Consider the following 1219-nt stretch of genomic DNA (forward strand, 5'->3'; position numbering starts at 1 on the left):
TGTAGACTTACCTTTCTTAATACAGTTTATAATTTAAATACTATTTCTAGTACAGCCCCTTATTGGGGTTTTAAAACCCCAATAAGGGGCTGTTGGCGGCTTGAAAATTCTATCGGGCTCTTATCATTCAACGAAGAATGTGGATGAAAATTATTATAATCTTCTCTCCATTTTTCTGCTATGATTTCAAACTGCTTAATATTCCTAAACAAATATGCATCCAGAATATCTTCTCGGAATAGTCTATTAAATCTCTCAATGTAGGCGTTCTCCGTTGGCGTTCCTGGTGAAGCATACACAGGTATTATATTTTTAGTTTCGCACCAGTTTTTATATTCCTTTGATATAAACTCTGGGCCATTATCTGTTCTTATGTACTTCGGTAATCCTATCTCTTCCTCTAATTGTTCTAATACTCGTATTACTCTAGCTGAAGGCATACTCAGTGCTCCCTGTATAGCTAAACTCTCTCGATTGTGATCATCTATGATATTTAGAACCCTTAGCGTTCTACCATCCTCAAAACTATCACTCATAAAATCCATACTCCATACTTCATTAAGTATACTAGCTGTATCTAATGGCTTTCGTAGCCCTTCTGGAAGTTTCTTTCGCTTCTTCGGTCTTCTTACTAAGCCCATTTCTCTGTAAACTCTCAACACTCTGTTCCTTGACCATTTATAGCCTTCTCTCCTGATTCTTTTAAAGTAATTATCAAATCCTCTATTGGGATTAGTTTCTACATACTCTTGAAGCTTTTCTATTACTTCAGAATCGTCCAGAATGCTTGTGTGATACCAGATTGCTCGCGTAGATCTAAATATTGCGCATATGCTTTTTATACTGGCTTTGTATTTCTTCTTTAAATACTTACAAGCTTCTTTCTTGACAGAAGACTTTACCACTTTTTTGAAATCACATCTTTTGCCATCTCTAATTGTAATGCCTGGTCTGCATACATCCTCTTTAACTTCGCATTCTCTTCCTTAAGAGCTTTTAACTCCTTTAGCTGATTTACTTCCATTCCAGAGTATTTCTTGCGCCAGTTGTAAAATGTGCCTTTATTGATCCCTAATTCTCTTGAAATTTGCTCAGCACTCTTGCCTGACTCATTCTCTTTCAGAGCCTTAATAATTTGTGTTTCTGTAAACTTACTTCTTTTCATAATAATTCAAATTTAGTTAATTTTAGATTTGTATTATTTTTTGGTAAGGCTACA

General features: G+C 35.1%; 2 protein-coding genes. Both read right to left on the reverse strand.

What is annotated here, in order from left to right; all coding sequences use genetic code 11:
* Positions 1-59: 59 nt before the first annotated feature.
* Positions 60-905, reverse strand: a complete 846-nt coding sequence (locus L2586_RS24350) for an IS3 family transposase (protein ID WP_235295616.1) — start codon at positions 903-905, stop codon at positions 60-62.
* Positions 899-1165 carry a transposase gene (locus tag L2586_RS24355; RefSeq protein WP_235295617.1) on the reverse strand — a complete coding sequence of 89 codons (267 nt, stop codon included), beginning with the start codon at positions 1163-1165 and terminating at the stop codon, positions 899-901. Before L2586_RS24355 ends, L2586_RS24350 begins: the two co-directional genes overlap by 7 nt.
* Positions 1166-1219: the final 54 nt, after the last annotated feature.

The sequence above is a fragment of the Portibacter lacus genome (assembly GCF_021533215.1).
Taxonomy (GTDB): Bacteria; Bacteroidota; Bacteroidia; order Chitinophagales; family Saprospiraceae; genus Portibacter; species Portibacter lacus.